This window comes from Serratia ficaria (assembly GCF_900187015.1).
GTDB lineage: Bacteria > Pseudomonadota > Gammaproteobacteria > Enterobacterales > Enterobacteriaceae > Serratia > Serratia ficaria.
The window spans coordinates 624,351-650,133 of the sequence record NZ_LT906479.1; the positions used below are offsets into that span (position 1 = coordinate 624,351).

Annotated in this window: 21 protein-coding genes, 1 tRNA gene and 1 pseudogene; 17 read left to right on the forward strand and 6 right to left on the reverse strand. The window is 49.3% G+C overall.

The features are described 5' to 3' along the window. Positions 1-53: 53 nt before the first annotated feature. Positions 54-1,565, reverse strand: coding sequence for a leucyl aminopeptidase (gene pepA / locus CKW09_RS02890; protein WP_061800569.1), 1,512 nt, complete (start codon positions 1,563-1,565; stop codon positions 54-56). 281 nt (positions 1,566-1,846) lie between these two features. Between pepA and lptF the strand changes: the two genes are divergently transcribed. From lptF to CKW09_RS02925, 7 genes and pseudogenes are all read left to right on the forward strand, one after another. Further along, positions 1,847-2,941 carry an LPS export ABC transporter permease LptF gene (gene lptF / locus CKW09_RS02895; protein ID WP_061800568.1) on the forward strand — a complete coding sequence of 365 codons (1,095 nt, stop codon included), beginning with the start codon at positions 1,847-1,849 and terminating at the stop codon, positions 2,939-2,941. Continuing rightward, positions 2,941-4,011 (forward strand): LPS export ABC transporter permease LptG, encoded by a 1,071-nt coding sequence (gene lptG, locus CKW09_RS02900; RefSeq protein ID WP_095095541.1) that lies wholly within the window; start codon positions 2,941-2,943, stop codon positions 4,009-4,011. The genes lptF and lptG overlap by 1 nt, the downstream gene beginning before the upstream one ends. A 248-nt stretch (positions 4,012-4,259) precedes the next feature. After that, positions 4,260-4,344 (forward strand) — tRNA-Leu (locus CKW09_RS02905). Between the two features lie 233 nt (positions 4,345-4,577). Further along, positions 4,578-5,021 (forward strand): STM2901 family protein, encoded by a 444-nt coding sequence (locus CKW09_RS02910; RefSeq protein ID WP_095095544.1) that lies wholly within the window; start codon positions 4,578-4,580, stop codon positions 5,019-5,021. Continuing rightward, complete coding sequence (locus CKW09_RS02915) at positions 5,015-5,365, forward strand: DUF1493 family protein (RefSeq protein ID WP_095095547.1); 351 nt, start codon at positions 5,015-5,017, stop codon at positions 5,363-5,365. The genes CKW09_RS02910 and CKW09_RS02915 overlap by 7 nt, the downstream gene beginning before the upstream one ends. Positions 5,366-5,707: 342 nt before the next feature. Beyond that, a pseudogene (locus CKW09_RS02920) lies at positions 5,708-5,995 on the forward strand (tyrosine-type recombinase/integrase); the annotation flags it as partial. 215 nt (positions 5,996-6,210) lie between these two features. Then, on the forward strand, positions 6,211-8,550 hold the full coding sequence (locus tag CKW09_RS02925; RefSeq protein ID WP_095095549.1) for a KAP family P-loop NTPase fold protein: 2,340 nt from the start codon (positions 6,211-6,213) through the stop codon (positions 8,548-8,550). A gap of 533 nt (positions 8,551-9,083) precedes the next feature. Here the strand turns inward: CKW09_RS02925 and CKW09_RS02930 are convergent. Next, positions 9,084-12,719 carry a DEAD/DEAH box helicase gene (locus tag CKW09_RS02930; protein WP_095095552.1) on the reverse strand — a complete coding sequence of 1,212 codons (3,636 nt, stop codon included), beginning with the start codon at positions 12,717-12,719 and terminating at the stop codon, positions 9,084-9,086. 1,038 nt (positions 12,720-13,757) lie between these two features. Between CKW09_RS02930 and CKW09_RS02935 the strand changes: the two genes are divergently transcribed. The 7 genes from CKW09_RS02935 (at position 13,758) to CKW09_RS02965 (ending at position 18,186) form a co-directional block, all read left to right on the forward strand. Continuing rightward, positions 13,758-14,285 carry a type IV secretion protein Rhs gene (locus CKW09_RS02935; protein WP_095095555.1) on the forward strand — a complete coding sequence of 176 codons (528 nt, stop codon included), beginning with the start codon at positions 13,758-13,760 and terminating at the stop codon, positions 14,283-14,285. Continuing rightward, positions 14,282-14,662 carry a putative T6SS immunity periplasmic lipoprotein gene (locus CKW09_RS02940; RefSeq protein ID WP_095095558.1) on the forward strand — a complete coding sequence of 127 codons (381 nt, stop codon included), beginning with the start codon at positions 14,282-14,284 and terminating at the stop codon, positions 14,660-14,662. The genes CKW09_RS02935 and CKW09_RS02940 overlap by 4 nt, the downstream gene beginning before the upstream one ends. Before the next feature lie 198 nt (positions 14,663-14,860). Continuing rightward, positions 14,861-15,241, forward strand: coding sequence for a putative T6SS immunity periplasmic lipoprotein (locus CKW09_RS02945; RefSeq protein ID WP_095099992.1), 381 nt, complete (start codon positions 14,861-14,863; stop codon positions 15,239-15,241). Between the two features lie 149 nt (positions 15,242-15,390). Then, on the forward strand, positions 15,391-15,639 hold the full coding sequence (locus tag CKW09_RS02950) for a helix-turn-helix domain-containing protein (RefSeq protein WP_004953056.1): 249 nt from the start codon (positions 15,391-15,393) through the stop codon (positions 15,637-15,639). Between the two features lie 2 nt (positions 15,640-15,641). Then, the gene (locus CKW09_RS02955; protein WP_231922114.1) at positions 15,642-15,872 is read left to right on the forward strand and encodes a HipA N-terminal domain-containing protein; all 231 of its coding nucleotides are present in this window, start codon (positions 15,642-15,644) and stop codon (positions 15,870-15,872) included. Positions 15,873-16,051: 179 nt separating this feature from the next. Then, the gene (locus tag CKW09_RS02960) at positions 16,052-17,029 is read left to right on the forward strand and encodes a DNA cytosine methyltransferase (RefSeq protein ID WP_095095561.1); all 978 of its coding nucleotides are present in this window, start codon (positions 16,052-16,054) and stop codon (positions 17,027-17,029) included. Beyond that, positions 17,029-18,186, forward strand: coding sequence for a restriction endonuclease (locus CKW09_RS02965; protein ID WP_095095564.1), 1,158 nt, complete (start codon positions 17,029-17,031; stop codon positions 18,184-18,186). Before CKW09_RS02960 ends, CKW09_RS02965 begins: the two co-directional genes overlap by 1 nt. Before the next feature lie 36 nt (positions 18,187-18,222). Here CKW09_RS02965 and CKW09_RS24435 read toward each other — a convergent pair whose 3' ends face one another. The 3 genes from CKW09_RS24435 to CKW09_RS02975 all read right to left on the reverse strand — a co-directional run bounded on the left by CKW09_RS24435 (position 18,223) and on the right by CKW09_RS02975 (position 22,499). Further along, a complete protein-coding gene (locus CKW09_RS24435) occupies positions 18,223-19,566 on the reverse strand; it encodes a hypothetical protein (protein WP_145957239.1) in 1,344 nt (447 codons plus the stop codon). Then, a complete protein-coding gene (locus CKW09_RS02970) occupies positions 19,563-21,701 on the reverse strand; it encodes an ATP-binding protein (protein WP_095095567.1) in 2,139 nt (712 codons plus the stop codon). Before CKW09_RS02970 ends, CKW09_RS24435 begins: the two co-directional genes overlap by 4 nt. Positions 21,702-22,178: 477 nt before the next feature. Next, positions 22,179-22,499 carry a hypothetical protein gene (locus CKW09_RS02975; RefSeq protein WP_095095570.1) on the reverse strand — a complete coding sequence of 107 codons (321 nt, stop codon included), beginning with the start codon at positions 22,497-22,499 and terminating at the stop codon, positions 22,179-22,181. 410 nt (positions 22,500-22,909) lie between these two features. Between CKW09_RS02975 and CKW09_RS02980 the strand changes: the two genes are divergently transcribed. The 3 genes from CKW09_RS02980 to CKW09_RS02990 all read left to right on the forward strand — a co-directional run bounded on the left by CKW09_RS02980 (position 22,910) and on the right by CKW09_RS02990 (position 24,198). Further along, complete coding sequence (locus CKW09_RS02980; RefSeq protein WP_095095575.1) at positions 22,910-23,338, forward strand: putative T6SS immunity periplasmic lipoprotein; 429 nt, start codon at positions 22,910-22,912, stop codon at positions 23,336-23,338. 243 nt (positions 23,339-23,581) lie between these two features. After that, entirely contained in the window at positions 23,582-23,869 is a 288-nt protein-coding gene (locus tag CKW09_RS02985) for a contact-dependent growth inhibition system immunity protein (protein ID WP_061794786.1), read from the forward strand. Beyond that, positions 23,866-24,198: a contact-dependent growth inhibition system immunity protein gene (locus tag CKW09_RS02990; protein ID WP_095095578.1), complete on the forward strand. Its 333-nt coding sequence runs from the start codon at positions 23,866-23,868 to the stop codon at positions 24,196-24,198. Before CKW09_RS02985 ends, CKW09_RS02990 begins: the two co-directional genes overlap by 4 nt. Before the next feature lie 66 nt (positions 24,199-24,264). Here the strand turns inward: CKW09_RS02990 and CKW09_RS02995 are convergent, their stop codons facing one another. Then, positions 24,265-25,695, reverse strand: a complete 1,431-nt coding sequence (locus CKW09_RS02995) for a 6-phospho-beta-glucosidase (protein ID WP_095095581.1) — start codon at positions 25,693-25,695, stop codon at positions 24,265-24,267. Between the last annotated feature and the right edge of the window lie 88 nt (positions 25,696-25,783).

A 25,783-nucleotide genomic window follows, 5' to 3' on the forward strand; every position in this document is an offset into this window, starting at 1 on the left:
GCCATGTAACTAAATGCGGCCAACAACGCTGCGGCTTGAAAGATGAAGGGTATTTAATCGTCGCCGTTGAGTCCGGCCCTGTTCAATAAGAATTGAGACAGCAGCGCGACCGGGCGGCCGGTGGCGCCTTTGGCCTTGCCGGAGCGCCAGGCGGTGCCGGCGATGTCCAGGTGCGCCCAGCTGTACTTGCGGGTGAAACGCGACAGGAAGCAGGCTGCGGTGATAGCCCCGCCCGGACGGCCGCCGATGTTCGCCATATCGGCGAAGTTGGAGTCCAGCTGCTCGTAGTACTCGTCGGCCATCGGCAGGCGCCACGCGCGGTCGCCGGCCTGCTCGGAGGCGCCGATCAGCTCGTGCGCCAGCGGGTTGTGGTTCGACATCAGGCCGGTGATGTGGTGGCCCAGGGCGATCACGCAGGCGCCGGTCAGGGTGGCGATGTCGATCACCAGCTCCGGATCGAAGCGCTCGACGTAGGTCAGGGTGTCGCACAGCACCAGGCGGCCTTCGGCGTCGGTGTTCAGCACCTCGACGGTCTGGCCGGACATGGTGGTCAGCACGTCGCCCGGGCGATAGGCGCGGCCGCCCGGCATGTTTTCACAGCCGGCCAGCACGCCGATCACGTTCAGCGGCAGGTTCAGCTCCGCCACCACGCGCATCACGCCGTACACCGTCGCGGCGCCGCACATGTCGTACTTCATCTCGTCCATGCCTTCGGCCGGCTTGATCGAGATGCCGCCGGAATCGAAGGTCAGGCCTTTACCCACCAGCACGATCGGCTTAGCGTCCGGGTTCGGGTTGCCCTTATATTCCATCACTGACATCAATGATTCGTTCTGCGAACCTGCGCCAACCGCCAGGTAGGCGTTCATCCCCAGCTCTTTCATCTGCTGTTCGCCGATGACGCGGGTGGTGATGTTGGTGCTGAAGGCATCCGCCAGCTGGCGCGCCTGCGAGGCCAGGTAACCGGCGTTGCAGATGTTCGGCGGCATGTTGCCGAGATCTTTGGCCGCCTTGATGCCGGAAGCCACCGCCAGGCCGTGCTGGATGGCGCGTTCGCCGCTGGTGAGCTCGCGGCGGGTCGGCACGTTGAACACCATTTTGCGCAGCGGGCGGCGCGGCTCGACCTTGTTGCTTTTCAGCTGATCGAAGGTGTAGAGCGTCTCTTTGGCGGTTTCCACCGCCTGACGCACCTTCCAGTAGGTGTTGCGGCCTTTCACGTGCAGCTCGGTGAGGAAGCAGACCGCTTCCATGGAGCCGGTGTCGTTGAGGGTATTGATGGTTTTCTGAATCACCTGTTTGTACTGGCGTTCATCGAGCTCGCGCTCTTTGCCACAGCCGATCAACAGGATGCGCTCGGAGAGAATGTTAGGCACATGGTGCAGCAGTAACGTCTGCCCGACTTTGCCTTCCAGTTCGCCACGGCGCAGCAATGCGCTGATATAACCATCACTGATTTTGTCGAGTTGTTCTGCGATAGGTGACAGGCGGCGCGGCTCGAAAACACCGACTACAATACAGGCGCTGCGCTGTTTTTCCGGGCTACCGCTTTTTACACTGAACTCCATGCACTCTCCTGAATCTTAAAGACAAAGGCGGAAGCTACGGCTAGAATGACCAACTCCGTAACGATCTCCCGCCATTTGAGTTAACCAACTATGTTAACCTGAACGGCGTAAATTGCTCTGTTTTGGCGACTATAAGCAAGTTCCTATAGGACACCCAAACGCTAGATGTTGTAATACTATTTTAGCTGTGAAGGTTGCCATATGATGAGAATAAATGGCGGATTAGCGATGAAACTATCGATTTTCCTGCAAAAAGACAAGTTTTCACAGGCGTAATAAGCGTGATCATCATAAGATATCTGGTACGGGAAACGCTAAAGAGCCAAATCGCCATCCTGTTCATCCTGCTTCTGATCTTCTTTTGTCAGAATCTGGTCAGGGTGTTAGGCGACGCGGTGGACGGCGATGTCCCGACAAACTTAGTACTTTCTCTGCTCGCATTGGGTGTGCCGAAGATGGCGCAGCTAATCCTGCCTTTAAGCCTGTTTCTCGGCTTGTTGATGACGCTTGGGCGGTTGTATACCGAAAGCGAAATCACCGTTATGCACGCCTGCGGGCTGGGCAAACGCACCCTGATTATCGCCGCCATGATACTGGCGCTGCTCACCTCCGCGGTCGCCGCGGTGAACGTGTTTTGGGCCGGGCCGATGGCCTCGCGCTATCAGGACGTGGTGGTGAGCGAAGCGAAGGCCAACCCGAGCATCGCCGGGCTGGCGGAAGGGCAGTTCAAGCCTTCGCAGGACGGCAACGCGGTGCTGTTCATCGGCAACGTGAAGGGCAGCACCTTCAATGACGTGTTCCTGGCGCAGCTGCGGCCGAACGGCAACCAGCGCCCTTCGGTGGTGGTGGCCGAGCACGGCAACATCATTCAGCAGAAAGACGGCTCGCAGGTGGTGACGCTCGACAAGGGCACCCGCTTCGAGGGCACCGCGCTGCTGCGCGACTTCCGCATTACCGACTTCAAAGACTACAAGGCGGTGGTGGGCCACCGCACGGTGGCGGTGGACAACTCCGAGGCCGAGCAGATGTCGATGCAGACGCTGTGGGCATCCGAGGATCCGGACGCCCGCGCCGAGTTCCACTGGCGCCTGACGCTGGTGCTTTCGGTGGTGCTGATGGCGCTGCTGGTGGTGCCGCTCAGCGTGGTGAACCCGCGCCAGGGCCGCGTGCTGAGCATGCTGCCGGCCATCCTGCTGTATTTGATTTTCTTCCTGCTGCAGACCTCGCTGCGCTCCAACGCCGGCAAGGGCAAGCTGGACCCGATGATCTGGCTGTGGACGGTTAACGCCGTTTACTTCGTCATCGCGCTGGCGCTGAACCTGTGGGATACCGTGCCGATGCGCAAGCTGCGCGCACGCCTGAGAGGAGCGGCCTGATGTTTGGCGTACTGGACCGTTATATCGGCAAAACGATTTTCAACACCATCATCATGACGCTGTTCATGCTGGTGTCGTTGTCCGGCATCATCAAGTTCGTTGACCAGCTGCGCAAGGTGGGCCAGGGCGATTACTCCGCGCTGGGCGCCGGCATGTTTACCCTGCTGAGCGTGCCGAAAGACATCGAGACCTTCTTCCCGATGGCGGCGCTGCTGGGCGCGCTGCTCGGCCTGGGCCAGTTGGCGACGCGCAGCGAACTGGTGGTGATGCAGGCCTCCGGCTTTACCCGCATGCAGATCGCCGGCTCGGTGATGAAAACCGCCATTCCGCTGGTGTTGCTGACCATGGCGATCGGCGAGTGGGTGGCGCCGCAGGGCGACCAGATGGCGCGCAACTACCGCGCGCAGCAGATGTACGGCGGTTCGCTGCTTTCCACCAAGAGCGGGCTGTGGGCGAAGGACGGCAACGACTTCATCTACATCGAGCGCGTCTCCGGCGAGAAAGAGCTTTCCGGCGTGAACATCTACCACTTCAACGACCAGCGCAGGCTGGAGACGGTGCGCTACGCCGCCACCGCCAGCTTTGAAGACGGGGTGTGGAAGCTTTCGCAGGTGGATACCTCCGACCTGACCAACGAAAAACAGGTGACCGGCACCCAGACGCTGACCGGCGAATGGAAAACCAACCTGACCCCGGACAAGCTGGGCGTGGTGGCGCTGGATCCGACCTCGCTTTCCATCAGCGGGCTGCACAACTACGTGAAGTACCTGAAGCAGAGCGGCCAGGAAGCCAACCGCTACCAGCTGAACATGTGGAGCAAAATCTTCTCGCCGCTTTCCGTGGCGGTGATGATGCTGATGGCGCTGTCGTTCATCTTCGGCCCGCTGCGCAGCGTGCCGATGGGCATCCGCGTGGTGACCGGCATCAGCTTCGGCTTCCTGTTCTACGTGCTGGACCAGATCTTCGGCCCGCTGAGCCTGGTGTACAACATGCCGCCGGTGCTGGGCGCGCTGCTGCCGAGCATGCTGTTCCTGCTGATCAGCGTATATATGCTGCTGAAACGCCGGTAACGGGGCAGCAGGGCATGGTTGAAAGGCGCGGCCGTTGGGCTGCGCCTTTTTTCGTTTGGGCGCGCAGCGCGGGCTGAGGGGCGAATTTGGGGCCGGTAGCGATATTGGGCCAGGCGCAGCGCGGGCAAAGCGCCCGACGCGGCCCGGTCGGCGCTTTTTTCAACACTTAACTCATTGAACAACGGATAAGTGTTGCGCGCGGATCGCTGGAAGGTATAATGCACCCGTTTTCCGCATACTACTTCAGTGCCGAAGTGGCGAAATCGGTAGACGCAGTTGATTCAAAATCAACCGTAGAGATACGTGCCGGTTCGAGTCCGGCCTTCGGCACCATTAGTACAGCGCGAACAAGAAGCCACCGAAAGGTGGTTTTTTTGTGCCTGGGGTTTGGTGTTGCCGCTGTTTTTCTGCGATGTTAGTCCCTTCTTACTTCCCACTCGTCCCCAACAAACTCCCGCCTACAGATGCTGATGTTTCTATTTGAATACTGTGGGATCTTGACGCTGGACGAACATTAATTCACCAGATAAGGTATGGTTACACTGTGTGCAGGAGGCATTAACAACATGGATACTGTTGAAGAGCTGGGCAATACTTACTTTTACAAAGGGATGTTCAACCTTACCGCTGGAGAGTTATTTTTCTTTATCTTTTTGGAAGAGGCTCAAAAACAGCTTGGTGTTAAAGACATCGCAGTCCTCGCCTTGATTATTTTAGGGCAGCCGACACAAAACACGAGGGGAAAGCCAGCCAAAACAACCAAGGGGACCTCCATTTTGAGTGAAAACCTTAGGGGATGGTTAAAAATTCGTGTGTCGCGATGGCCTACTTTGACGACCGAGAGCATCAAACGTTTGAAGTTCTCTTATGTGAATAATCTTGGCGCTTTTGTCGGCCGTTGGATCCCTATTCTTGGGATTGTTTTCATTATGAATGATGTTATGCAGATTGCATGGAAAGCCACTCGCAACTTCAACTTGATAGCGAGGGAGGGTGACAAGCTATGGTGAAGGACTCAATAGAAGAGGCGGTGCTGGAATGGTATGAAAGCACCTATAATACCAAGCCACTCTTTGCCAAGAGCAAGCCCGTTCTAACGTTGGAAACCAGCCTTTCTACCGGTAAATATCCTTGGGCACGGGAGACTGGGGATGAGATTATGCAGGATTATTTTGAGCGGTTTAAAGTGGATAGCCGTGACTTTAATTTCCTGACGTATTGGCCCTATGAGAAAGGGTTGTGGCCTAATTTTCTGCGTACTAAATCTCAAAAGGTGCCTGATGTAGAACCGAAACCTCTGACGATTCAAATGCTGGTGGAATCGGCGAGGGCTGGGCGGTGGATTTATAATTAATATTAATCATGTAGTGATAGCAGATATCAATATTGGCATGGGGAATATGATGTAAAGATCCGCCCTATGCGGGCGACCTCATGGAGCAGTATTGGATAGACGTCAAATATGCCGTTGAAAACGGTTATTAAGTGATTTCATTATGCCCTGACTACTGTCTTGCTGAACGTTGTTATTGGCTTTGTGGTGCTCAATGCTGATGGGGATGAGCTGGCAGAGACCAGGCTGGTGAGTTCGTAACAGCTTAGCGACAGCACCTGGCTCTATGTCACGGAATATTCGGGCGGTGGGGCCACCGCAGCCTGACCTGCTCCCTGTTGTATTGATCAGCGACATGGCTGGGCATTGGCAACGGCCAAAGCCCGGCACTATCCAGCATTACCCCCACAGCGCCTTCCTGAGTTTTTTGACCGTCTTGCCGCTTATCGTGGTCGTATGATGACGCGTACTGCAGTAGAGCTTTCCTTACTCACCTCTGTGCGTTCTAGTGAGATGCGTTTTACTCGCTGGGGTGAGTTCGATTTTGATAAAGCTTGCTGGCGCATACCTGCAAAGCGGAAAGAAATAGAAGGCGTACGCTATTCCCATCGTGGTATGAAGATGAAAGAAGAACACATTGTTCCGCTCAGTCTGGACTGACCCCGCCCCGGTAGACGATCCTGCCCTATAGTTCATTTAGTTGCCCGAGCTCCATTACACGTTGAAAAGCCAAAACCGCTATACTGTCCCGCAATTGTAGCTGCGAGCTCTCTTTAGTTAGCTAGCGTAAACAAAATTTAACCAATGAAGCTTCTAGCAAAAGGGCAATTTGAATTGGTACATGCGTTCTTAGGGGATGGTGTGCGATGAGTAAGCTATTTTTTCGTCTGGCGACATGGCGCGCTCGTCGTTGCGCGAAGCCCAATGCTGACGTGATAAGGAACGAAAGGCCAGACGGAGGGATTGGGGCTGAGGCTCCGATTCGGGCAGCATCCGAAGATCGCCTTAGAAGGGCTGGATTCGCGGCTCGTATAGCCGACGTGCTTTCGGAGCTTAGTTTGCGCGAAGGCCGAGTGTTCGCTATTCGTGGGGGATGGGGCTTCGGCAAATCATCACTGAAAAACCTAATCACCGAACGGCTCGATGCTAAGAGCAGTGGAGCGGACTGGCTCGACTTTAACCCATGGCAATGGGGAGACGGTGACTCAATCGCCCGCGCTCTATTTGGCCAGATAGCAGATCGTTTGGGAGGCGAGCATTCGAAGGCAGCACTCGACCGTGCCCAAGCACTGCGACGTTACGGAGCGATCCTTACAGGGGTTAGTAAGCCTCTTAAAGAGGCAGGGAGTTCAGGCCTTCTAATATCGACAGTTCTCACAAACGCCTCGGTTATAGCGATCGCGTCGGCTATTGGATATGACCTTCCGACAGTTGCAAAGGTTGCAGCTGTTCTTGCTTTTCTCTCGGTCGGAGTACCTCTTCTCGGACGCGTGCTATCTTATCTCGGGCGAGACCATAGCGGCGAGTCTCTCGACAAGGTACGCACAGCGCTTGAGGCTCGTCTTCGCGAACTTGACCGGCCGCTGGTTGTCTTCGTCGACGACATTGACCGGCTCGAACCTGAGCAGATCAGGATGTTGCTTCGGCAGGTAAAGGCGAATGCTAATCTACCTAATATTGTTTTTGTGCTCCTGTTCCAGCCCAGTATAGTAGAACGAGCACTAGATCCGGTTGCTGACAATGACGGCCGAGCCTTCCTTGAAAAGGTCGTGCAGGCTAGCTTTGATTTACCGGCCGTACCGACATCTTTCGTGCATCGTATGTTCGAGGAAGAACTCTCTGAAATAGCGGGCCCATACGCGACTGAGGCCAACGGGTTTTCTCAGAGACGCTGGGGTAACGCTTGTATTGGCTGCATCCAGCCCCTCCTTCGCAACATGCGTGATGCACGTCGTCTCATCTCTTCCATTGCTGTACACATGCCACTGCATGTGGTCGGCGATGTGTTCGAGGTGAACATTGTAGATTTCCTGCTTTTGGAAACACTCAGGGTCTTCGAACCTGACCTCCACGATGCTCTGTTCCGTGAGAGAGGATTGGTTCTCCAGGAAGGGCGCTTCTTCCGTGATGGCCGACGGGAGGTGGACCAAACAGTAGCTAAGGAACTTCTGGAGATCGTCTCAGAAGAGCGCCGCAATATCATTTGTGAAGCGCTTAAAGACTTATTTCCTCCCCTCGAATGGGCGTATGGGGGGACGAACTATGCAGACGGCTTCCATCGCCGGTGGTTGACGGAGAAACGAGTATGCACTTCGCGCTACTTCCCACGTTACTTTGAACTGCAGACGTCGGTTGGAGAAATATCTGAGCGCCGTTTCGTTGATTTTCTCAATGCAACAGCGACAGATGACGAGCTCTTTGCTGAAATCACAGCCGTCGAAGCTGACGGGCTGCTGAATTCGCTCGTTGCGAGGCTCGATGAATCCGTCGACCGATTACCAACCGAGAACGCTGTTGTTCTGCTCCCAGGAATGTTCAGAATTGCTGAAAAACTCGCAGGCACGAACAGCGGCTCTTTCGACTCGTTATATGTAGCAGCATGGCGAGCGACAAGTTGGTACTTGAAGCGAATTTCTGAGGATATTCGAGGCGGTTTAGCTCTTGAAGCACTCCGTAAAACTGAAGCGCTATCCGTTGCCTCAATCCTGATCCATCTCAGCGATCCCACCGATCGGAATGAGGGTGAGAGTGGAGCCTTCGAGCCAGCGTTAGATCTCAACACCGTTGTCGCAATGAAAGCTGAATGGTTGCGGTTGATAAGGATCCGCGCAGCAGACGGCGATGCGCTGATTGCTGAACCGGATCTCATATCACTGCTCTATCGCTGGAAAAACTATACAGATTCAATGGACGAACCTCGAGAGTGGGTGAGGAAAGCCATTCAAACCAACCAAGGCTTCGTAACCATGGTCACACGCCTGATGAGCCGAGGTACGAGCCATACTTACGGTGATCGCGTCTCCACGCAGCACAACAGTTTCAATAAAGAGACAATTGACGACTTTATTGGCATTGATGTGGCGAAGGCTAAGTGTGATGCGATTAATCCCGCCCAGTTCCCTGAGCATGAAGAGGCCCTGCTAACGCTGCTTAGATATCTCGAAAAGTGGCTTGGGTTGAGAGCAAACGACATTTCCGATTTCTAGTCATTGGAACAGCAATAGATCAAGCAAGGAGTTTTACTGTAAATCTCTCACCTAAGTGGACTATGTGCTTTTAGATATCTGACCTAACGTGCCGTAGCGTATATGACGTCCGCTTCTGGCACTAAACGGGCTAAATCTGACAGATTTGACGAGATAAGGGTATAGATGAATTCTCCATACCCTTGAACGATTACTTCCCAGTTGATTTGCTTGGTTTCAGTCCTGGGGTATTGCCGGGTGTATCCTTATTATCACGTCTGCGTTGATCGGGTTTTCCTGTTGATTTTGCAATTGGTTTTGGACCAGGTTTAAGCCCCATAATCGTACTCATTAGCCTTGTCAGAGGTTATTCCTCAGTGTGGATATAACGGGTGCTGTACGAATTATCAAGCTAGGATGGGCGGTGGGTAATGACTACTAGATTATTATGTGAGCAATGTCAGTTTTTGAGATGTAGCAACCGGTCCGATACTGAAGTAGGTTGCAGATTGTTCGCGATGCGCCCTCAATAATGAGGGCCACCTCGGAGATTGTCAGGCTGATTGCGCCAATTGCCGATGCAGGACCTGCAGACTAGTTCCCGCCCCTGCCCATGCAGCAGCCGAGCCGACAATATACAGGTTTTGCTTGGCGCGCGAGACGGCTACATTGATTATATTTGGTGGGCTCGCTGCCCACTGACGCGCCCTTTGCTGGCTAGCTTTCGGCGCACCCAGCAACAGGATGACCGTGTCTGCCTCTCGGCCCTGGAACGTGTGGATCGTGCCAACACGATCACGGCACCACTCATCCAACTTTACGCCGAACGCCCGCAGCAGATCAGTTTCACTGTCGAGACGCCGACGCATGTTCTGCTCTATGATCTTGAATGGTGTAATGATAAATACGTCCGGATTTGTAATGCCCGTTGCTGCCAGCTCTTTGAGCATTCGTACAACCGCTTCGCCCTCGTCGGGGCACCACTTCGTCTCAGCATCGCCATTGATATCCACCCAGTGAGATCTCCCCAAAGCCGAGCCGATAGATCCAGGTTTTTTAGGCCCGACAGCATGGACCATCTGCCCGGCATAGGCGATGGAGTTAGAAACATCGAACATTGGGTTCTGGCAACGCCTGTGAACGAGCAGTGGCAGCCCGACTTCTCGATCACCTACATCCATGACGAAGGTGGATTTGAAGCGCGATGCCTGATCAGCAAGGGTCTGCGTAGATGCGGCGGGGGCAGACCATTCGATCTGGTCAATGTTGAAGAACTTGCAGATTTCGGCGTTCAGCTTCTCGGGTAGCGATACCACAGGTGGGATTTGCAACGGGTCGCCCACCACGATGGAGCGTTTTGCCCGCATGATTGCTCCAACTGCCGCTTGAGGAACGGCCTGGCCCGCTTCATCAATCAGAAGCCAGCCAATACTCTCTGGTGGCAGATCTCCGAACATCGTCCGTACAGAGGCAAACGTTGTGGACACAGTCGGCACCACCATGAAAAGGCTCGACCAAAGATCAGGGAGAAGTTCACGGTGAGCGGAAGACTGGAAGGCACCAGCCACCATGCCCGACATCAATAGCCCAAGATTGTGTTGCAAGCGGCTGGCCGAAGCATCGATGAACGTTTTATGCACAGTCAGGGCAGCGGCGAAAAGATCCTCCCGCAGACGATGAACCTCATCGGGAAGCCATGGCGCAGTCAGGTGGATAGCCTCGTGCTCGCGCTCGAAGAATCTCTCATCAACGATCCTGTCACCCATGCGGTTTCGTGCCTTTGCCTCGGTTGCCTTCAATTTCGAGACAGCCTGACATTTGCTGGAAATTTCCTGGTCGAGTTGCTGTAACTGGGACTCAGTATTGCTCCACTCAGTCCTTGCAAGCTCCAGGGCACCGTCTGTCTCCTGCGCCCGTAAGACTGATTGCTGTAAGGTCGCCGAGAGCTTCTGCAGTGTCGATCTCCACGACTTCCAGGCCGCAGTCGCGAACAAACGGGAGAAGAAACCTGGACGGCCAGCAAGATGGCTGTCGAGCATGATCTTATCCTGCTCGATCTGCGATTTTGCCTTCTCATGCTCCCGTTGGCAGGATTCAGCAGTCTGGTGTGCCTCTTCGACGGCTTCATTCAGACTCGGACGACGCTGTTCCACACTTTGAAGTTCGGTGGTCGCTCCCTTGAGCGCCTGGATATCCCGTCGCATTTCTTCGATGCTGGCGATTTCAGCGTCTACCGTCTCCTTGAGTTTAAGGAAAACGGTTCGCGCTTTCCGCCAGGCCGCTAAAGCGTCCACTTCGTTGGTGCTGGGCCGCTCATTGACGACCACGCTGGGCATCACGCGATCGATGATTTCGCCAGTTTGTTCGTCCTTGATCTCACGCAAGACGTTTAAGCCGCGAGCTGCTTTCAGGTAGGTAAGGAAACCACCGTCTTCATTCCACCAGAAACTTTGCTGGAACGCGCCTCGGTTGCTGCTCTTGCCGAGAGCCGCGGCGATCAATCCCCAGGTTTCGACAGGGTCGGAGGGGATGTCCCCCTCGGCCTCGGCCTCGGCTTTGAAATAGCCGGCGCGTTTGGGATTCGCAATCAGGTCGCTGATGGACCGGAAGTAGGCGATCTGTTCATGGCGACCATTGGCTTCCTTGAGAGGAAGCTCTTTACTGACGTTTTCGACCGCTTTGTTATTGGAGGAGGCTACGACGATCTCATGGCCCCTCAAGGATGCATGTAACTTGTAGAAGTGCAGGAATGCATTGGAACCGAATGCCAGCTTCTCGCCTGTTGTGGAAAAGGCATCCTGCGGTTTATTGAAGCCGCACATCGCCGTGGCCCGATCAAGAATGCACCCAACGACAATATCTCGCAGAAGAGTGGTCTTTCCAGTACCCGGTGGCCCATTGACACCGATGATACCTGGAGCATCATTCAGCTCAGCACGCGCCGCATTCACGGCAGCCTGTTGAAGCAGTACCAATGGATAGCCGCCTTTCGAAGGCCAACGAGCCTGCGGCATGAGCGACGGTGCGACGAACGGCTCAACTGCGGAAATGGGCGATAGCACGTCGATTTTCTGGTCAGGCCTGCCAATTCCCATGTAGCGGCGCAAACCGGTTCCGGCTTTGCCCGTCTCGAGCAATTTAGTTGCTTCACCGAGATCTTCAAGATAGAAAGAATTCAGTAACGAAGGTTCAGGCGGCGTCTTGGCTTTGAAATGATGAAACACCTTAATCGCGAATGTGGGTGGCTCAACCAAATGCTCGGGTACACCGAACTGAGACACAAGCCATTTATAAGCGTTAAGAACGACATCCAAATCGATCGGTATGGCTTCTCCATCCTCGTTGTGGCGGCGAACTATTCGATCCAGATGCTCGATAATGCGCGGCTCAACATTCGGCCAATTCCCTAAGCTCCCAAGCTTCAGATCGAGAGCCGGCTTGAGTGCCCAGGCAAAACTGGAAACGGCAACGCCTTTGTCCTCAAGCACATAGCCTTCTTTGTCGATCAGGATCGAGCCGATGGCCGCTTTCTTACCGTCCGGGCGTGAACGCTCCTCATCCTCGCCAAAAACCTTGACCAGCTCGTCCGTCGCCTTGTCGAGAGCGATGGAGCCGAGGACGACCTCGAAATAAAGCTTATAACTGGGCTTGCTGCGGGCATTTGGTCCCCATGGAACACCTCGCTCCAATAGAGCAACCCTGGAGCGGTCGCCGGTTGCCATATCCTCTGGGCGTTTATAACCTTGAGGCGATAGTGCTTCGAGGGCTGTCCATGCTGCCAGAATCGCGGGTGCATCATTCGACTTACCTGTTGGAGAGAAAGAGGGGGGTGGACCTAGGTCGATCTGGTCTTCGCCGAATTGCTGTTGCACGACAGGAGCTGGATTAGCCTTTGGTCGCTGTTGCACTACCGTTGCTGGCGCATCCCGGGACGAAACTTGGGAGGATTGCGTGGACGCTGAGCCAGGATGACGCGCTGATGGACTGGAACCCGACATTGAGACCACGCAGTGACCGCTAAGTGCAGTTCGGGCTTGCTCGATTTTAGTTGTCAACGTTCGGGCCTTGGCAGTGTTGCGGAAGGTCAGCTCGTTCAACAGCACTTCAAGTTCACTAGCGTTGTTGCGTGACCGCTCGAAAATTGCCTCCAGATCGAAGATTGATTTTTGCGCATACTGCCTTGTAGTCATTTATTTCTGCTGCCCCAGATCCCATCAGTTGAGAGATTTTATGCTAATTAGCATGATTTCTAAAACGGTTAACTTCCGCTCCTGGCACACAGCAAAGATTCAGACGAAACTCTTTCACCATCGAATGCGTACGGTCAGATCTTGTTGGTGATGGTCAAGTAATTTGCAAACAATTGCCAAGTAAAATGCAAACGGGTAGTCAAGTCAGATGCAATTACACATCGATCGGCCAGGCCGATCAATAGGCCATGATTGATCTGCCGAACCCATTGGACGCTCAATCGCTACGCCGCCTATAGTGGCAGTGACTTTAATACACGCAGCAACACCAGGGCATCCTATCGGCCGCTGAACGGCCAATATCATAACGACAAGCGCTCCCCAAACCGGCTCAGGCCGGTTTTTTTGTGCCTACGATTCAGACTGTTCACCCTGTGGGTGAACAGGGGTGTACACTGCGAAGGTCGCTATACACCCATCAATTCATTGAAATAAAAGGATAAAATAAAAATGTGTATAGGGTGAACAGTTTTTCTATAAATCTTTTTTTGGCTGTAAGTCCAAGAAATGAATGCTGCGATCAGAAAATGGCGACGGTAAATTTATGCGTAACAAGATTTTTGGTTTGGGTTCGTGACACGGAACCTAACCGAGTTCTTTGTATGGTTGAATTTTATGCTGTTTTCAGAGCAATAGTCTAATCCTCCAGCGTTTCACGAAATTTATACTGGGGGCACAAAAGGGGGCATAATCTTGCTTTGTTTTTAATAATATTATATTTTTCAGTGCATTGATTGGTGATTTGAGTCCGGCCTTCGGCACCATTAGTACAGCGCGAACAAGAAGCCACCGAAAGGTGGTTTTTTTGTGCCTGGGGTTTGGCCCCGTCAGTCTCCTTTCAATTGTCAGCCACGGGTTGATGCGCTTCTCACTTCAGTAAAAACAGGATCTTCCTGATAACTTCCTAAGTGCTATCCGATTGACCTTGAAGGTTAAAACCGCGTTTTATAGGCTTCTTTCGGATCATGGAGTTCCAGGATGGAGCAACAACGGGAAGGAATAAAACGGGCGCTAACGCCAGGCGAGGTTAACCTGGCCCGCTCGGTGTTCGGCAGCTCGGTTTTCTATGAGAAAGTGTTCGTTCACTGCGACAGCTATCTGCCGTTTGGGTTGCAGAACCCGCTTACCGCGATGAGCCCTAACGGAGAGTTGTACTTTCGCAAGGCTTTATATCGCAGCGACTATGCGAACGAAACGTTACCTTCGACACAGCATTTGTTTATTCATGAAATGGCGTACGTATGGCAGTACCAAAGAGGTATGTGGGTGCGCACTCGTGGGCTCCTAAGCTGGACGGTGAGTTATCAATATCGGCTCGATAAACCCTTGTTGAGCCGCTATGGTATGGAGCAGCAAGCATCGATAATTGCAGACTATTTCTACCTCAAGAAGTTTGGCGTTAGAGACTTCATCAGCTTATATGGTAGGAATTACGCAGGGATAGTCGACAGAAGTACATTGTCAAAATTTCAACCGATAATCAGAAGCGCAGGGCTGCCGCTATGAGAAAAATTTTCTTACTCCTTCTTCCCCTTTTGATCTCTGGTTGCCCGATGGGGGATAAGGTTAACTTACACCCGGCACAAGCGACTATCGTCGGTAAGAAGGTCTGCGTTTTTGTCGATACAAATGACATGGTAAGAGAAGAATCCATTCTAAAAGTAGGCATATGGAGGTATGGAAATGATCATTATGTCTATGAAAAATCATATGCCAACACCCCGGTAGCGTTGAAACCCGGGAAGTGTGTTCCTGGAGTCGATGAGTATGATTTTATCCCTGGTGAAGGGTACAGCGTCCTTGTTAGTACACCTTTGCATCCCTATGAAGCCAGATTTATCGTGTGGAAAAAAGGGCAGGAAGTCATGTTGAAACCGAATTAGGTTTTAATGTGATGATGCGAATTATTAGCGGGTGAAGGTACTGTCAGGCCACCATTGCATGGAAGGCGAGGCATCGATAATGACGGATTATTGGCATGAATGCCGTCTTCACTCTGCCAAAAGAAATTGCAGGGGGATTGTTGGCAAAAGCTCACTGCTAAATTCTTAACCAATAATCAGAAGCGCAGGGCTGCCGTTATGAGTAAATATTTATCACTTCTTTTGCCTGTTTTTCTCTCTGGCTGCCCTATGGGGGATAGGTTCAACTTATACCCAGCGCAAAGCAAGGTTGTAGACGGCAAAGTCTGCGTCTTTTTTGATGATAACGAAATAGTAAGAAATGAATCTATTTTGAAGATAGCCATCTGGAAACAGGGTGGTGATGACTACGTTTACGAAAAATCATATGCCTACAGCCCGCTGGCGTTGGAAGCCGGGAAATGTGTCCCTGGCATTGGCGAGTTTAATTTTATCGCCGGTGAAGGGTACACCGTTCTGGTTAAGACGCCGCTGAACTCATACAGAGCCGGATTTTCCGTATGGAAAAAAGGTGAAGGCATCGTGTTGAAACCAAACTAGCTTTAAACGGGCTGCGTGATGAGATGAGTTAGCCACTCAGGAATTTTTGCTTTGTTGCCCTCCGGTGTCATTTTTACCCCTATAGAGGATAATATTTGCTTTATCCGCTATAGGGGATAATACTCGTTTCATCCGCTTGGGAGGATAAAATGAAAATCACCTCGGCAAAGATGTTGGCGCATGCATTACGCAACGAGCGTAAAAAGCGTAACCAAAGCCAAAGCAAAACCGCTGACAGCATTGGGTTAAAGCAGGCGACGGTTTCTGCCTTTGAAAACAACCCGGACGGTACCCGGCTGGAGACATTGTTCAAACTGCTTGCTGCGCTGGACTTGGAGCTGCAGGTTACCCCGCGCGGCAAGCCGGTCGATCCCAAAACCTGGGATCAGGAGTGGTGAGCATGGAAAAGCTACGTGTGGCGCTGAATGGCACTGTTGTTGGGACGCTGGAAAAGCATGCGGGCGGCGCGATGTCGTTTGTGTATCAGGAAGAGTGGCTAGAACAAGCCGGTGCACGCGCCATATCGTTATCCCTGCCGTTACAACCAGAGCCGTTTCGCGGTGACGCAGTGTATAACTTTTTCGACAACCTGCTGCCGGACAGCGAGCTTATTCGCGGAGGCTTTCGATAAGGCATTGTTGTGAGGACAGGCTATATCTATGGAGTCGGAGGCATTTCAGCTGCTTACCAGCTGTGTTCAAAACAATCGAGCAAGGTTGAATCGTAGCCTGGGAGTTCCATATGAAGCTAGCAAACCGACCAAATGCCTGGTAATCTTCAACCATATGCTTTCTCAAAAGAAGTTTAATTATGGTAACTTTTGTTGATTTGTTCTGTGGTGGCGGATTTGGTGCGCGTGGTGCTGTTAGAGGAGGAGGCCAACCTCTACTGGGCCTTGATGCTTGGGAGCTAGCCACTCAAACTTATAAAGCCAATTTTCCTGGCGCTGACATCATTACAAGTTTCATAGAGGATGTCGATGTTGATAACCTTGGCAGAAAATACAAACCTGATGTCTTGCTAACTTCACCGGAGTGTACAGCACATTCTATAGCCAAGGGGGCTAAAGAAGGCTCAGAAAGTAGTCGAGAAACAGCTTTAGGTATAGTGCCGTGGATAAAAGCTATGGATGCCCGTTGGGTCATTGTTGAAAATGTTAACAGGATGAAAAAATGGAATCGACACGATGAATTAGTAAAAACTATCGAGGGACTAGGATATAAAGTTAGTGATTTATTGCTTAATTCCTCCGATTTTGGATCGCCACAGGCACGTAAAAGAATGTTTCTTATTTGCGATAGAAAAGGCTCAACTGTAACGCAGGAGGAATTATTAAAAAAATTCTCACCTAATAAAAAAATAGCTATGGATGTAATAAACTGGAAGGCCAATTATAAGAAAAATAAACTATACATTCCTAAGCGAGCTAAGGCGACAATAGAACGAGCTGAACGAGCAATTTCTGAACTAGGTAAGAACGTTCCTTTTATAATAGTTTATTATGGTTCAGATTATGCCGGTGGATGGCAATCATTAGATGTACCATTGAGGACCATAACAACAATAGATCGCTTTGGCTTAGTTACCTGGGAAAATGACGAGCCATTCATTAGGATGCTTCAACCGGACGAGTTACTGTTGGCTATGGGGGGAGGTAAGGAACATATACTCCCTTTTGGGAGTAGACGTAATAAAGTCAAGTTATGTGGCAATGGTGTTTGTTCTGATGTTATGACTTCAATATTTAAATGGATAAATTTAAAACAGAGCGATAGTGGTGATATATAATGATTTTTTCTGATCTACATTTAGCAGATTTATATGTCGATGAAACATATGGTGGTTCGAGAAATGGCAACGCATCAGATGATCCCTTACCACAACTATTATCTGTTGATAATGGTGCTGGTTTCAGACATTTAGGGAAACGACCAAATGTAGATACTTTAAAACTATTGGTTTTAAAAACAAACTTATCAGATTCTAGCTGGCCTGATATGATAGATAAAGAGAATGGAACCTTTATCTATTATGGAGACAATAGAAAACCGGGAGATATCCATAAAACTAACAGACAAGGTAATTTAATTCTTAAAAATCTATTTAACGAGGCTAGTTCGAATAAATCAAGCGTCCATTTTCCGCCTATTTTTGTATTTTCAAATAGTGGTGTTTATCGAGATGTTGTATTCCTAGGGCTTGCAGTTCCCGGGGCTATTGGCCTAAGCCCTGATGATGATTTGATCGCTGTGTGGAGAAAGAGTGAGGAAGGGAATAGATTTCAAAACTACAGAGCAATCTTTACAATTTTAGATATTCCAAAAATCACTAGACAATGGATAAAAGATATACAACTTGGTAATGCGGTTAATTCAATATATGCTCCTAAACCTTGGCTTGATTGGGTTAATAGTCGTAAATTAACACCCCTCAGAACTAAATTATCCAAGCAAGCAAGAACTAAGGCCCAGCAAATACCTACGTCAAATGATTTAATAGCATATATTAATTGCATTTACTCATATTATAAAAGTAATCCATATGACTTTGAAAAGTGTGCAATGGAGATCGCGAGATTCTTCATGCCAAATATACATCGCTGGGAAATAACTAGGCAATGGAGAGATGGCGGAAGAGATGCTATTGGAACTTATAGGCTAGGACTGGATGCAGGATCTATTGACGTTGAGTTTGCATTGGAGGCTAAATGTTATAAATTGAATTCAGGTGTTGGAGTGCAAGCTGTTTCTCGCTTAATATCAAGATTAAGACATCGCCAATTCGGAATAATTGTCACTACTTCATATATTGATAAACAAGCTTATGAGGAGTTGATTAACGATAATCACCCAGTAGTAGTGATATCAGCAATTGACATAGCCAATAAAGTTAAGGAAAAAATAGGAGGAATAAAAGAGTTGAATAACTGGTTGGAAAGAATTTAATCAAGCTTCTTTTTGTATGAAAGAAGCTCGATGATTTTAGTAAACGGGCAACTGCAATATTCCTGGTCTAGACATATAATTACTTGAGGTAGATAGAAGACTCATTAATAACTGTTCTCTCACTCTATATATTGCATTCCAATTATTACATTCATTTTTTGTTGTTGTTATCGGAAAACGTATGTGAACATATATATTTGAAATAACATCAGAATCTTTGTTTTTATAAACTGGAGATTTCCATATCGAATCGGATGCTTTAATTTCTTTGCCACTGCTATCTACGCATCTGTCCGCATGAGTTGGAATCTCAACAGCAACTAAATATGTAATCCTTCCTGAGTTACTTTGGGCATGATCGCAAACAGCACCCACTCTAATTAACAATAATTTACAGACATCAATTGCTGAGCTACGCATTTTCAACTCGTTGCATATGAACTCTTTTAAAGTTATACCTAGGATTCTTATTATATCATCTGGCTGATTCCCAAATGGCCAGCTTACAACAGCACCCCAATCAGTTGGTCTGATATTTTCATATTCAGGATCAGCGAAGTGAAGCATTTTATTTATTAATCCAGCTTCTTCTTGCGTAGCGCTTGATAAACGTCCATTATATTTTGTTATAGCATGAGCCCACAAATCATCTGAACCTTCAGTTTTCTTTTGATTCATTATCCTATCGAATAATATTGGAGAAAGAGCGTTGTTTACAGCAGCTCTATGATCATTTGATATGTTATTTTTACCTACAGCTTCTTGTGCAAGGCGGCTTAACAATACATCTATATTTTCTGAGTAACTACTACCATTCTTGTCTTTGTTTGGTATCAGATTTAATAAGGAACACAAAGTTGCACTTGCAGCATTTAAAACCCCTGCTTCCCACTCTAACATTGCAGCTAATTGCGGGTTTGAATACACAGCTTCTCGTACCGATGTACGGAGTTTTTCTGGGTTATTTGCTATACCATCTTCTGTATTGATAAAGTCTATTTTAGACAAACTAATGACAGCAAGTGGCTTTGCATGTGATTCTATTCTTTCTATATATTCTTTTAGCTGTTCGCAATATTCAGGATATTCAGTCCATAGAACTAATATATATGGCCCTCCGTCAGGGTTAATATTATCTTCAAGGATTCCACATATAATTCCATAATTTTGACGCTGATCGGTAGATGCTTGACCACCCAATAAATGTAGATCAATAAACAACGCTCTTACTCCTTGGAAGAGATTCTTATCTAATGTTGCAGATGCTTCAAAATGAACTCCTAGACAAGGTGAACCTAATTTTTGAAAAGCATCCGTAATCGCCGATAGATGCTCTTTTGTATCATCTAAGACAATGAAACGTGGGGGGGTAAAAATCAAAGTTCTTCTCCTTTTCCAAAAACTAAAGCAATTATTGCACCGTCAAAGCCTTCAGGAATGTTAGCATCTTCTGCAGTAGGGAAAATTAGTCTCCCACCGTTTAATTCCATTACCATATTGGCATAGTATAATCCGACACCCATGCCATCTGGACGACGACTAAAGAACGGGTGGGTTAATCTTTCAGGATCATCTTGGAAGCCAGGTCCATTATCAGCGATAATTATTGCTGGGCCACCATGAAAATCAGGCTCTATATTAAGATAAATTTTTTGTTCATGATCATTATCGGGCCACCTAACCTGAAGCCAATAGAAGGCATTGTCGAGTAGATTATTTAAAGTGCCAAGTAATAATCCAAATGAAAATACACTTTTGAAATCGTCGGCATTATCCTCCAATGCAGGACAATTTAGAGTGACATTATGGAATCTAAAACGAACTTTATTTATATCTCGAGCCCTTTTTACCAAATGTTTTATGCTATTACTTTGTCTTTCACCTTTACGAAGTAACTCAGAAAAACCATCTAATATACGAACTAATTCATGAGCTTGCTGCTGTAAGGATTTTCCATTACCTCCAGCTTCAATTGCGCTGTATAATACTCGTACGCCTTGTTCAATTTCATGAAAAACTATTGCCAATCCCATTCCAGACAGCCCAGCGCGCAACATTGTGTCACGCATTTCATTATAGTTCTTTTCAGCTTTACTTATTAATGGATCTAGCTCAGAAGACAAATTATGTTTCTTTGCTGCCTTTCTTAACGCATCTAACGGTTTTGTTATATTATCATTTTCTGGATTTTTGCCACTGTTTGTTATTTTTTTTATATTATCCTTGTCTAGCTTACGTTCTATCTCAAAGATTGATAATGCACCTAGAACTATTTTTTGTAATCTCTCATATGAATCATTCTCTACAAATCCTTCACGATTTGTTTTTTCTTTTAACTGATTGCTTGACTCAAGCTTAAGATCTACAGCACCTATTATTATGTTTCTACTTAAATTTCTTCCAGGGGTATTTACTCGACGAAGATCAAGACCTAACCAATCATCGCCAGGCTCGCCATAGTTGTAAACACGAATACTATCTCTATATACTCTTACTCCGCCATTTTCATCTAGAAAATTTTGAATTAACTGACTATCAGCGAATTTTGAAATTATATCTCGATCACGGTCGAATGCATAAAATGCCCCTTCAACTGGACCAATGCCTTCAGATGTTTTTTCATCAGCTGTAATTCTTTTGGGTTTTGTTAGCTTTTGTAAGTCATCGCTAATTTCACGGCGATCCGGTGGTAATAATAACTTTTCATTTATACCAAAATGTTCTCGTTTATTTAACTTTATTCCAGGAACACCATTGAATGAATAATTCCAATTAAAAACTCCATTATGGAAGGTAAACTCGAAAAACCATGGTGCTCTTTTCAATAGAATGTCAACATCGGGGACTCCATCAACCCAATCAGAATGCTCAGGCACTTTTAATATTGTTTTAAATGTATCGGATCGATTGCTGAAAGGAGATGAAATGGATGTTATTTGTCGTAGTAATCGTCGAACTTCTCCTCGTGTCCACGTTGACTCACGTAATTTTTTTATCGTTATTTGCGTGCCTGTTTTATCTTCTGTGAAAATTATAGGTTTGCGAGTCGTTACAGTCACTGGAGCATCAGATAAAAATGGTTTATGAACTATATCATCCCAGTCGATGGTCACGATGCACTCTAAATTATCATGGGCCCGCGTAACTAACTCTATATAATCACCTAACTTGTGTACAGCGAAGCGACCAAGCCCTTTTTCACCGAGAGGCAATCGTTGTAAACGTGTTCTCTTCAAAGAGTTCCGTTGCAGTTCTCGGTGATCATGCGCAGGGACTAACCAGATATTGCATATCGTTTCTAATGACATTCCATCGCCATTATCGTAAACAACTATACTGGGTGTATCTGAATCAAGATTGGCTAGTGTAACCGTTACCTCTTCTGCATCAGCATCATACGCGTTCTTTACTAGCTCAAAAACAGCCAAGCGTGAAGAACCGATTAGCTGATCTCCTAATAGCTGTAGCAATCTTGCCCGAGGTCGAAAGGGAAGTTTGACTTCTTTATTATCCATAGAGCACCTATCGTATAAATGGCAGCTTTTCTTTGATTGTCCCATAAACACTTAACTAATTGATTTTTAAGTGTTTTATTTTTCACTGATAAATTTATAATAACTTTAGCTAACTATATAATCTGTAAGGCGATAGTTGAATTATATACTTTTGACTTTTCTATACACAATGCTTCGTGGCAAAAATCTTTTATATTTTATATAATTGCTAATTATAACCATCGTTACTATTTACTTGGTAATTATGTTGTTGATTGGAGTGTGCCTAGTTGTCTGAAATTTTTATAGGGGCTAATTGAGTGGGAGGATTAATTGGTTAGAGTGGTATTTTAATTATATTTAAAAAAGGCACATTCATTTTTATTATATCGGAGTAATTGATGATATATTTTATGGTTTTTTTTAGTTTAATCGATGAAGTATTTTGAGGAAGGACAATGTTATATAAATATTGTCCTGTTTTATTGCTTATAATCGCTAGCCTGCCAGCTCCTGACACTCCATTTCCCGCAGCGCACGCCCATACAGATTACACAGGGCAGGAACCAGATGAGCGGTAGCGTTGAGATAGTGATTTAGCTGTTCCCAACCGTCGGCATCGAGCTGCGGGTTCTTTTGCAGCAGGCCGCCGAACAGCATCAGACCATGACACAACCCTTCTGCCTGCTCGGCAGATAAGGCGGCTAGATCTAAGAGCTGCGTAGTATTTAAGGCATCGAGGTCGAGCAGGTTAAACAGATCACGGTAGAGGGTTAGGGTGTTCTCAGGGTGGGGCTTAGAGGTGAAAGTATCAGCCATGATTACATCTCCGTATGTCATTGGATAATGACTATCACCAGAGACGCTAAACTCGGGTGGTAGCTCAGATGGGGTTAGCGTCACCGGGACATAGGAACCGGCGCTTCTTGCGAAGCCCCCGCCTGAGCTACCATAATTTGAGGTAAGCTAAAGCTGCGGCATTATTACACAATGCCACGGTATTATGTCAGATTCGGAACGCTAACTCCGGCTGCGGATTTTACCGCAGCAAGAAAACTATAACGTTATCGATAGAATGAAAGAATAACCTGTATGGAATTACAGTTAATTTACTTTTAAGATTGGAATACAGATCGCAGTTATTCATAGTAGCCTTAGGTAATCGAAATATTTCCTATATATACACTAGGTGTATATTTAATGGCCCATCTCATAGCTAAAGGAATATTATGAAGGGTAATATATTGTTAGTTGTCGCAGGTGTGACTTTGTTGAGTGCCTGTGTAGGTGAGCGCCTGGACCAGCGTTATGCGCCGGATATCCCTATAACTGCTTATGCTCGAGATAATGGCGACATCTGCATTTATCCGTCATCAAAGGAAAACGAAAGGCCAGATACGCTCCATATCAGCGGTGAAACGGATGGGAAGTTGATTGATGTAGCAAATCAGGATATGAAGAAGGGCATTTGCGTCACTCAAAAGGACTACCCATTCCAGGGAAATCATTCCTATAGCATGAGGGTAAATGTTGTCCCGGTAGAGAAGCGTAAAGATCTGCAAGATGTCTCTGGCAGAGCCTTTATCGCTCACTTCCACGTAAAAAAGATTAATAATCGCTATGTTATCGAAAATGGCCACAGCAGGGCGCTCCATTGAAATAATGGGGCGGTTCAGCAGCATCGGTTCTCTGTCAGTAAGATGTCGGGCGCTGCAGGTTAATTTGGCGTTACCCGTTTCAGTATTTATCCTTTTCCGGGCTTATGTTAATCATAGGGTTTTGCTGATTCATGGATGAACGAACATGGCGAATGAAGATGAGCTGCGCGTTGCCCTATCGCCGGTGCAGCTTGCGGCGGTATTGTCTGATGCGAGTGTCACTGAAGGCGAAAGACTAAGCCGATGAAAACCAGCGAACTTGATAACCTGATCGTCGTTTATTTCGGTCAAGATTATGACCTGATAAACGAAGACGGCGATATTGCCGCACTGATCGCAGAGTACATTCGTCTGGCGACTCATCAGCAGCGCCAGGCTTTGGCCGATGAGATAGATGCGTTACTGGCGCAGGATAATGTGGAGTCATTATTCAACCAACGTTTCGGCTTTACCTTCAGCCCCGAGCTATGGGGAACCACGGTTCCCGCATTCTTGCAGCAGGCCAGAAGCGCCGCTGTGAAAGCGCTTTGAGCACCATCGTGATGCGCAATCACTTCAGCGAGCTCAGTAGCTTATTCTGCATTTACTTCGGGCAGGATTATGACCTGTTTACTGACGCCGAAACTACAGAGGGAGTGATAGACGGCTTTCTTGAGCAACACGGCAGTCAAATCATCCGCGATATCCTCGAGGAAGCGAAAGCGTTTCAGGCTACCTATGCAGGGCGTATAGACGAAGGAATGGCGGAGCATTTTCCAAATGAGTTTGTACCGGAGAGTTGGGATATTACGGCGGTAGAGCTCTTTGCCATGCTGCAACGGAAAGCAGCGCAAAAGCTGGAACAGCTCAAACGAACTTAAGCACTCCTCCGCCCCACACTAACCCCCAGGCGCCCGAACTTCTCAGGCCCCTGGGGCAAAGCCAACCTACCCCAAATCCCCCCCATTACTCGCAATCACCTTCTTATACCACCAGAAGGATTTTTTGCGGGTGCGGGCGAGGGTGCCGTTGCCTTGGTCGTCGCGGTCGACGTACACAAAGCCGTAGCGCTTGCTCATTTCGCCGGTCGAGGCGGCCACCAGGTCGATGCAGCCCCAGGTGGTGTAACCGATCACCGGCACGCCGTCGGCGATGGCGTCGGCCATGGCGCGGATGTGTTCGCGCAGGTAGCTGATGCGGTAGTCGTCTTCTATCTCGCCGTTGGCGTTGAACTCATCGTGCGCGCCCAGGCCGTTTTCCACCAGGAACAGCGGTTTTTGGTAGCGGTCGTACATCATGTTCATGGTGATGCGCAGCCCCAGCGGATCGATGCCCCAGCCCCAGTCGCTGCGCGGTACGTGCGGGTTCGCCAGCGATTTCACCACGTTGGCGGCGCTGCTGTTGTTGTCGTTCATATCGGCAGAGGCGCAGCGCGAGGCGTAATAGCTGAAGGAAACGAAGTCGACGGTGTGTTTCAGGATGTCGGCGTCTTCCGGCGCCATGGCGATGCTCACGCCTTTCTCGCGGAAGACGCGGGCGGCGTAGGAGGGGTAAGCGCCGCGCGCCTGCACGTCGATAAAGAACAGGTTCTCGCGGTCTTTCTCCAGCGCGGCCCACACGTCTTCCGGCTTGCTGGACCAGGGGTAGAAATTGCCGCCGGCCAGCATGCAGCCCACCTGGTTGGCGGGGTTCACTTCATGGGCGATGCGCGTCGCCAGCGCGCTGGCCACCAGCTCGTGGTGCGCGGCCTGGTATTTCACCTGCTCGGGGTTTTCGCCCGCCTCGAACACCAGCCCGGCGCCGGAAAACGGGCTGTGCAGCAGGATGTTGATTTCGTTGAAGGTCAGCCAGTATTTCACCAACCCGTCGAAGGCTTCGAAGCAGGTGCGGGCATAGCGGGTGAAAAACTCCACCATCTTGCGGCTGCGCCAGGAGCCGTATTCGGTCACCAGGTGCATCGGCACGTCGAAGTGGCACAGGGTCACCAGCGGTTCGATGCCGTATTTGCGGCACTCTTCGAACAGGCTGCGGTAGAAGGCGATGCCCTCGGGGTTGGGCGTTAGCTCGTCGCCGTTGGGGTAAATCCGGCTCCAGGCGATGGAGGTGCGGAACACGCTAAAGCCCATCTCCGCCATCAGCGCGATGTCGTCGCGGTAGCGGTGGTAAAAATCGATGGCGTCGTGGCTGGGGTAGAACTCGTCGTCGCGCAGGCTAAAGCGCTTCTCCAGGCCGAGTTTGACCGCCATGCGGTTGGCGCCGTGCGGGATCATATCGACCGTGGTCAGCCCTTTCCCGCCCTCGCGATAGCCGCCTTCCGCCTGGTTGGCGGCCAGGGCGCCGCCCCATAAGAACCCTTGCGGGAATGTTGAATCAGACATGCAATCCTCAATAATTACCCGTCATACTTGAAGCTGCCTCTGTGTTGGCTGCGCCCGCACACCTCAGTCACTTAGCTGACTAAGCTCC